Source organism: Lutispora sp., assembly GCF_041687175.1.
Lineage (GTDB): Bacteria > Bacillota > Clostridia > Lutisporales > Lutisporaceae > Lutispora.
The window spans coordinates 1-7,184 of sequence record NZ_JAWLCK010000125.1; the positions used below are offsets into that span (position 1 = coordinate 1).

Annotated in this window: 8 protein-coding genes and 1 pseudogene; 8 read left to right on the plus strand and 1 reads right to left on the minus strand. The window is 34.5% G+C overall.

Annotation, left to right across the window (positions count from 1 at the left end; translation table 11 throughout):
- The 8 genes and pseudogenes from ACESM9_RS13235 to ACESM9_RS13270 form a co-directional block, all read left to right on the plus strand.
- Nucleotides 1-300 (plus strand): GyrI-like domain-containing protein (locus ACESM9_RS13235; protein ID WP_372999550.1); only part of this gene is annotated, 300 nt, incomplete at its 5' end.
- A 261-nt stretch (nucleotides 301-561) separates the two neighbouring features.
- A pseudogene (locus ACESM9_RS13240) lies at nucleotides 562-1,071 on the plus strand (DsbA family protein).
- A 115-nt stretch (nucleotides 1,072-1,186) separates the two neighbouring features.
- A complete protein-coding gene (locus ACESM9_RS13245; RefSeq protein WP_372999554.1) occupies nucleotides 1,187-1,435 on the plus strand; it encodes a CDGSH iron-sulfur domain-containing protein in 249 nt (82 codons plus the stop codon).
- A gap of 101 nt (nucleotides 1,436-1,536) precedes the next feature.
- Nucleotides 1,537-1,695: a hypothetical protein gene (locus tag ACESM9_RS13250; RefSeq protein WP_372999557.1), complete on the plus strand. Its 159-nt coding sequence runs from the start codon at nucleotides 1,537-1,539 to the stop codon at nucleotides 1,693-1,695.
- A 146-nt stretch (nucleotides 1,696-1,841) separates the two neighbouring features.
- On the plus strand, nucleotides 1,842-3,983 hold the full coding sequence (locus ACESM9_RS13255) for a methyl-accepting chemotaxis protein (protein ID WP_372999560.1): 2,142 nt from the start codon (nucleotides 1,842-1,844) through the stop codon (nucleotides 3,981-3,983).
- Nucleotides 3,984-4,087: 104 nt separating this feature from the next.
- Nucleotides 4,088-4,642, plus strand: coding sequence for a hypothetical protein (locus ACESM9_RS13260; protein WP_372999563.1), 555 nt, complete (start codon nucleotides 4,088-4,090; stop codon nucleotides 4,640-4,642).
- Nucleotides 4,617-5,111: a hypothetical protein gene (locus tag ACESM9_RS13265; RefSeq protein ID WP_372999566.1), complete on the plus strand. Its 495-nt coding sequence runs from the start codon at nucleotides 4,617-4,619 to the stop codon at nucleotides 5,109-5,111. Before ACESM9_RS13260 ends, ACESM9_RS13265 begins: the two co-directional genes overlap by 26 nt.
- A 97-nt stretch (nucleotides 5,112-5,208) precedes the next feature.
- Nucleotides 5,209-6,333 (plus strand): radical SAM protein, encoded by a 1,125-nt coding sequence (locus ACESM9_RS13270; RefSeq protein WP_372999569.1) that lies wholly within the window; start codon nucleotides 5,209-5,211, stop codon nucleotides 6,331-6,333.
- A gap of 112 nt (nucleotides 6,334-6,445) precedes the next feature.
- Here ACESM9_RS13270 and ACESM9_RS13275 read toward each other — a convergent pair.
- On the minus strand, nucleotides 6,446-7,184 hold a 739-nt coding region (locus ACESM9_RS13275; protein ID WP_372999571.1), incomplete at its 5' end, for a GyrI-like domain-containing protein.

Genomic DNA, 7,184 nt, shown 5'->3' on the forward strand with positions numbered 1-7,184 from the left:
ATGGATAGTGACGGGAAAAAATTTGATTATCTGATTGCAGACAACTATTTACCGTGGAATGAGATTCCTGATGGTTATGAAACTAGAGTAATTCCTGCTGGAACATGGGCAGTATTTACATGTAGAGGTGCATTGCCGAAATCATTGCAGGATGTTAACACAAAAATCTGGAGTGAATGGTTACCCAGTTGTAAGGAGTATAAGCTTGCAGGAAACTATAACATCGAAATGTATACCCCACCCACAGAGAACCCAGATGATTATTATTGTGAAATTTGGGTACCTGTAGAGAAGATTTAGAGAATGATGAATATATAAAACGTAATCCTGTGATGAAGAAGGCATGGGAAAAAGACGTATACGAAATAGAGGAATAGCACGCAGCTATTCCTCTATTTTTAAATGGCATACAAACATAATAAAATATGAAGCTAAAATCAGGACAGCTGCAATATGGTAATCCTATAAAAATCACTGAAACCTTGAGGGGGCATTAGATGAATATTACTTTAACGAATAGGGTATTATTACTGTATCCGAAATAAGGAGGATATGCCCATGATTAAAATAGAATTTTTTCATGATGTTATCTGTAGTTTTTGTTTCCCAATGTCTGCAAGAATGCGTCGGATAGTAAAAAATATAACAATATTAAGCTCAATCATCGCTCATTCGCCTTAGGATGGGAAGCCGAAGACTTTATTCGTAGCTTTGGCTCACGGGAAGCTGTTAAACCAGAAGTATTAGGTCATTGGGCTCATGCAAATGAAAATGATGATGAGCACCGTTTCAATATTGAAGGAATGCACCAAACAGATTTCAATTTCCCTATTTCAAAACCTGGATTGATAGCTGCAAAAGCAGCAGGCCTATGGTGTTAATAGTGTACCAACCCTAGTTATTAATCAAAAGTATGCTATTGCTGGTGTTAGGTCACAAGAGGAGATCGAAAAACTATTGGTCAGGATCTCAAAAGATGAAGGGATTCCATTAAATAAATTACAAACTTTTGAAACCAATGGTACAAGCGCTTCATGTTCTTTTGATGATGGTAAATGGAAATGCGATTAAAATGTAAGGTAAGCTTTAGTTTACGTCCATCATGCAATCAAAACACATCTCAAGTGAATAAAGTATGTTTTTATGTATAAAATAAAATGAAATCACATTAACGAGGAGAGATAATATGGATAAACCTGTAGTAGCGCAAAAGTCACCTATAGCTGTTGAACTCAAAAAAGGTGAAACTTATTATTACTGCACATGTGGAAAAAGTGATAAACAACCATTTTGTAATGGTGCACATGAAGGCACTTCCTTTACACCTATGGCATTTACTGCTGAAAAGGATGAAACAGCTTATCTATGTGCCTGTAAACATACTGGCAATCCACCATATTGTGATGGAACCCATGATAAGCTAAAAGATGAGTAAAAGTTCACGAAAAATAAGCATATATACATATAGGAAGTCTATGTATTTACATAGGCTTTTTGTTATATCGAATAATATAAGAAACAAAAGGATGTGAAGCAATGATTTCTTCAATATTTATATGTCACTGCGGACTAACACTTATAGTAGAAAAACATAAATATACTGATTTTCTTAAGGACTTAGGGAAAAAACTGGCCCCTAAGGCTGTAGTTATATTTACAGCACATTGGGAAAGTGAAATTGCATGCTTATTATAATTCTTTCAATCATCTTCCTGCCTGAAGTTAATAATAAACATTATGGATTAAAAGGAATTATTGATAATCAACCCAGATTTTGATATAATTCAATTTATATCGACAAAATACTTAGTTATATTTTAAAGCTGGGGTAGGATGATGATATGAAAAAAATAAGCACAAAAATAATTGCATTATTAGGATTGCTGGTCTTTTTTGTATGTTTTGGTTTGGGATTGGTAGCATATATAACATCCTATAATTCATTAGTAGATGTTTTGAAAGAAACTATGCCGAAAGTTGCCACAGAGGCATCAGTAACCATAGAAGATGGAATACAAAACCAGCTTAACAAACTGAATATTATTGCATCATTAGACTATATGAATATATTAAACAGACCTGATGCTGACGATTCTGCAGTAAGGGCTATTATATCTGATGAAGTAAGAAGATCAGGACATAAACAAATGATATTGGTTGACAAAAATGGAAAGGCCTTATATGACAACGGTATAGTTGCAGATATGAGAAGCAATCCTTTCTTTGAGAATGCCCTATCTGGAAAAGAAGTTGTCTCGGACCCTATGCTGGATAATGATGGTTCAGATATCATTATGATATATGCTGTCCCTGTAATAATAGATGGCGAAATAGCAGGAGTGTTAATGGCTATAAGAGATGGTTTGGAGTTGAGCGATTTTGCCGGGAGAGTTAAATTTGGGGAGACTGGAGAGGCTTTTATTATAAATAGACAAGGGCGAACTATTGCTCATGCTGATAAAAATCTTCTGCTGCAAATAGTAACAACTGCCATGAAAACTGATTCGGGTTCTTCTGCCTCTGTTAGCATTAATACAGCCGATGCAATATCTTCTGCAACCATTACTTCCCAAACAGCTGATACGGTTTCTTCTGCTTCCGCTAAAGGAGATGTGGATGATACAGAAGAAAATATAAGCAGTGAGCTGGGCTTTGAAGGGTTTGCTGATGTACAGCAACAAATGATGGAAGGAAATACGGATTTTGGTGAGTATGAATACAATGGGATTACAAAAGTTTCAGGATATGCACCGATTAAGGGTTATGGTTGGTCCATTGCCGTTTCAGTTGACAAGGAGGAAATGCTATCGGGATTATCAGAATTGAAGCGAACTTTTTTAATTATATCTTTAATATTTCTTCTTGCAGGGTTTGTGATTGCCTATTTTATCGGAAAAAGCATTTCCAAGCCTATAACCCACCTGTCAAATGAATGCAACATAATGTCATGTGGAGATTTTTCTAGAGCCATGGAAGAAAAATATACAAGAAGGCGTGATGAAATAGGTGGTTTGGCTAGAGGATTTAATAATATAAATATAAAGGTTTCAAAGATAATTCGTAATGTTATTGAAGAAGCTCATATCGTTGGAAAGGCAATTGAAAATGTTAATGGAAATATGTCTGCGCTCACTTCTGAGATAGACTTTATGTCTAGTATCATACATAAGCTGTCCTTAAAAATGGATGAAAATTCTGCTATGGCCGAAGAAATGAATGCCGCTTCTAGTGAAATTGAGGGGGCAATTGATTCCATTGCAAATAAAACTCAAGATGGTGCCGAATCCGTAGATGATGTAAGGAAGAAGGCTGAGAATCTCAAAATTACTGCATTTGATTCTCAAAAAAGGGCACAGGAAATTGGGGCGGATGTTGCAGTAAAACTGAGAGAGGCTATAGAGCAGTCAAAAGCCGTAGAAAAAATAAAGATCTTATCTGATACAATTTTAAAAATATCTTCTCAGACAAATATGCTTGCTTTAAATGCAGCAATTGAAGCTACCCAAGCAGGAAGTGCAGGAGCAGGCTTTGCTGTTGTTGCGGGAGAAATTAGAAACCTGGCTGAGGATTCAAAACAAACCGCCAATGAGATTCAGAATGTAACAAGGCTGGTGGTAGAGTCGGTTCAATCCCTTTCTGTAAGCGCTGAAGAGGTTTTAGAGTTTTTGGAAAATAAGGTTGTAAAGGACTATGATATGCTGGTTGTAACAGGTGAACAATATAGTAATGATGCTAAGTTGATCAACGATATGGTTGTAAATCTAAGAGACACTACAGAGCGACTATATGCTTCTGTACAGAGCATGGTAAAAGCTATTAATGATGTTGCAGTTGCATCAGAAGAGGGTGCGTCAGAAACTGCAGATTTAGCAAATGAAGCTGCTGCTGTAGTCAAAAGAACAAACGAAGTATTGGAAAAAACCAATGATGTTAATAAAAGTGCAGAAAGATTATTAGAACTTGTATCAATATTTAAAGTATAATATTAAATAGATTTATTTTTAATGGTTCCTTTTCATCTTCTGAGTAGGATTTTTCAAATAAGAATAGGAGCAGAATGGCAATAATACTCAAGGGGGTGTGTAATATGAAGCAATCATTGATTGTTATTTATGGATCATTAGCTATTTTAATTATAATAGCATACTTTGTTGGCGGTAGTGCTATTATTTTAGAAGGACTTAATATTTCTATTGTTACTATGTATAAATCATTTCTAATGCTTGTAGCTTCATTCATCATTATAGGGCAGTTAAATGTATTGCTTTCTAAAGATGCAATAGAAAAATGGCTACAGAAATTTAGTGGCATAAAAGCAATAATCGTAAGCGCTATTGCTGGAGGACTTTTTCCAGGAGGCCCATATATTTATTATCCTTTCGTTTTGAGCTTTAGAGAAAAGAAATTACCTTTTTATATATTGATTACTTTTATATTTGGGAAACAAGTTTATGATCTTTCACGCTTACCGATGGAAGCCAGTCTAGTGAGCCCTGAAATAGCTTTAATCAGGCATTTAATAACTTTTCCTATACCGATAATTGTAGGATTATTGGCACTAAGATTATATGGTAGTACTGTATCTATAAATCCTACTTTAAAGGCAGGTGAAAATGATGACTCAGACAACTATAATTCTTAGTATAGCAGCAATTATACTTATTGTTATAAATTCAAAGAAAACAGGTAAACAATATGAAGGATTAAAATTAGGCTTAACACAATTCTTACAAACAGCACCAATAATACTAGGTGCATTTATATTAGCTGGCATTATTGAAGTTTTAATACCAAGGGAATTTGTTCAAAACTGGTTGTCTAGAGAGGCAGGATTAAAGGGTATAGTATTAGGAACTTTTGGAGGAATGCTACTTGCAATGGGGCCATATGCCTTTTACCCAATTGTAGCTTCTATAATGGCTTCAGGCGCAGGACTGGGAACTATAATATCAATTATTACTGGATGGGTCCTGCTGGGCTTAAGTAAATTTCCTTATGAGACAGGATTTTTCGGGGTTAAATTTACAGTTAAGAAACTAATATTTAGTATACCATTTTGTTTTCTCGCTGGATTGATCGCATATATTTTAGAATTAACAATTTTAACTTAAATAATATAGCTATAGCCGCAAGAACTGAAAGAAAAAATGAAAAGTAAGGCCCTGGCAGCTAGACTTTACAAAGGAAACTTAATTAGGGGGACAAAACATGAAAATTTCAAAGAAAGATGCATTGTTGTGGTTTGATTATTTTTCACAATTGCCTAAGAATAAGGAAATTAGCGTAAAACACATGGAAATCATATACTCTACCTTTGCACAAATTGAGGCAGCCATTGATAATAGAAATGATAGATTAATGGAGGAAATTAAAGGTTTAAAAACCTTGGAGAATAGAACTTTTTTTGTGGGGAATGAAGACAAGTTTCCAAAAGGATGTCGTTCATGTCTTTTGGGCACCGGCTTGAGCGCAATTAGAAAAACTAACAAATGTAACTTAGAGTGCAAATTCTGTTATAACTATGGAGAATTTGAATACATTCCTCCAGTAGGAGAAGGTATGTGGGAAATTGGTGGTACTAAATATTATGAGAAGGATATTGATTTACTCCTTTCCATCCACAAAAAACCTACTGGAATCTCCTATGTTTATTTAGAGCCATTTATGGAGATTGAAAAATACTACCCGGTTATTAAGAAATTTAGTGCAGCTAATATACATCAACATTTGTACACAAATGGTATCTTGGCTACAGAGGAGACATTGAAAGAATTAGGTGAAGCCGGTTTAGATGAGATACGCTTCAATTTGGGAGCTTCCAATTGTTCAGATAAAGTCATTAAAAATATGGGAATAGCAAAAAAATATATTAAAAGTGTAGGAATTGAAACTCCAATGACTCCTGAGTTTTTCGAAACATTTTTTGAAAAGAAGGAGGATATCTTGGAGACAAAACTCGATTTTATTAATTGTGCTGAATTACATTTAAATGAGAATAACATATTCAATTATTATGGGGAAAACATGTATATTTCCAGGCATGGCTATATATCGCCAATTTGGAGCAGGGAGCTGACTCTGAAGTTCATGAAAATAGCTGATGAAGAAAACTGGGATTTAGCAGTTCATGATTGTTCAAACTATACAAAATTTGCTAGAGACTTAAATTTGAGCAGCAAAGAAGGCAAGTGGTTTGGAGCCAGTGATTATGCTTGTGAATTTTCACAGATTCCATATGAAGTATTCATACCAATACTAAATGACGACAATTTTAAATTTCTATGCGAAGAAGAATTGCCTGATGATTATAAACCTGTGATGTTTAATTATTAAAATTCAAAGAAACAATTCTTTTATAATAAGATACTTTGAAATATTGAAAAAGAATAATCAGCCTGCTGAGGGATTACCCTCAGCAGGTGTTTTGCAATATTTATCATTATTTTTACTTTTTACGAACAGGAACCCACACTTCACTATAAGCATAATCTTTTTTGTGTTGATCCATTTTAGTAAAAGAAAATGAAGGAGCATTAATTACTTCGTAATTTGAAGAAGGAAGCCACTCTGAATATATTCTGGCCATTGTTTGTTGCAATGTAGAAGGGAAGGGTCCTTCATTGGGAAATACTGCCCATGTACATGCTTGAACAGGAACTTTATCCAATAGATGGCTTACCTTATCTTCAGTAGTTAAAACCCCTATTAAGTGAGTTAAATACCCTTCTTCTTTTAGGAAGTTAGTGTCAGAATCATAAGAAGCATTGACAATTTCATAAGGCTCCATATTTTGAAGAGAATGCATTTCCTTTCGTTGTTCCTCTGTTATACTATACGCAAGCTTTACAATTTCATTATTCACACCTTCAAACTGCATGGGAACTCGTTTACTTACACCGACTAAATTAAAAGCTGGCTTGTCTTCAATTCTATATTCCATAGAAATTCCTCCTTTTACGGTTATTACGAATGAAAGCTTGGGAAAGGATTTACTTTTGCCTTTCTTTATTACATCTGAAGGTAAAAAACCGCACCACTTTTTAAATGCACGGGTAAATCCGTCCACTGATTGATAACCATATTTGAAAGCAACATCCGTTACTCTCTCTCCATTCAATAAATCCTTATTTGCCTCAGACAATTTTCTGTTTTTTATATATTCACTAAGGGTTAACCCAGAAAGA

Excerpts from the sequence above, each read along its gene's own strand:
- ACESM9_RS13245 (WP_372999554.1), top strand. The coding sequence starts at position 1,187 with ATGGATAAACCTGTAGTAGCGCAAAAGTCACCTATAGCTGTTGAACTC.
- ACESM9_RS13250 (WP_372999557.1), top strand. The coding sequence starts at position 1,537 with ATGATTTCTTCAATATTTATATGTCACTGCGGACTAACACTTATAGTA.
- ACESM9_RS13255 (WP_372999560.1), top strand. The coding sequence starts at position 1,842 with ATGAAAAAAATAAGCACAAAAATAATTGCATTATTAGGATTGCTGGTC.
- ACESM9_RS13260 (WP_372999563.1), top strand. The coding sequence starts at position 4,088 with ATGAAGCAATCATTGATTGTTATTTATGGATCATTAGCTATTTTAATT.
- ACESM9_RS13265 (WP_372999566.1), top strand. The coding sequence starts at position 4,617 with ATGACTCAGACAACTATAATTCTTAGTATAGCAGCAATTATACTTATT.
- ACESM9_RS13270 (WP_372999569.1), top strand. The coding sequence starts at position 5,209 with ATGAAAATTTCAAAGAAAGATGCATTGTTGTGGTTTGATTATTTTTCA.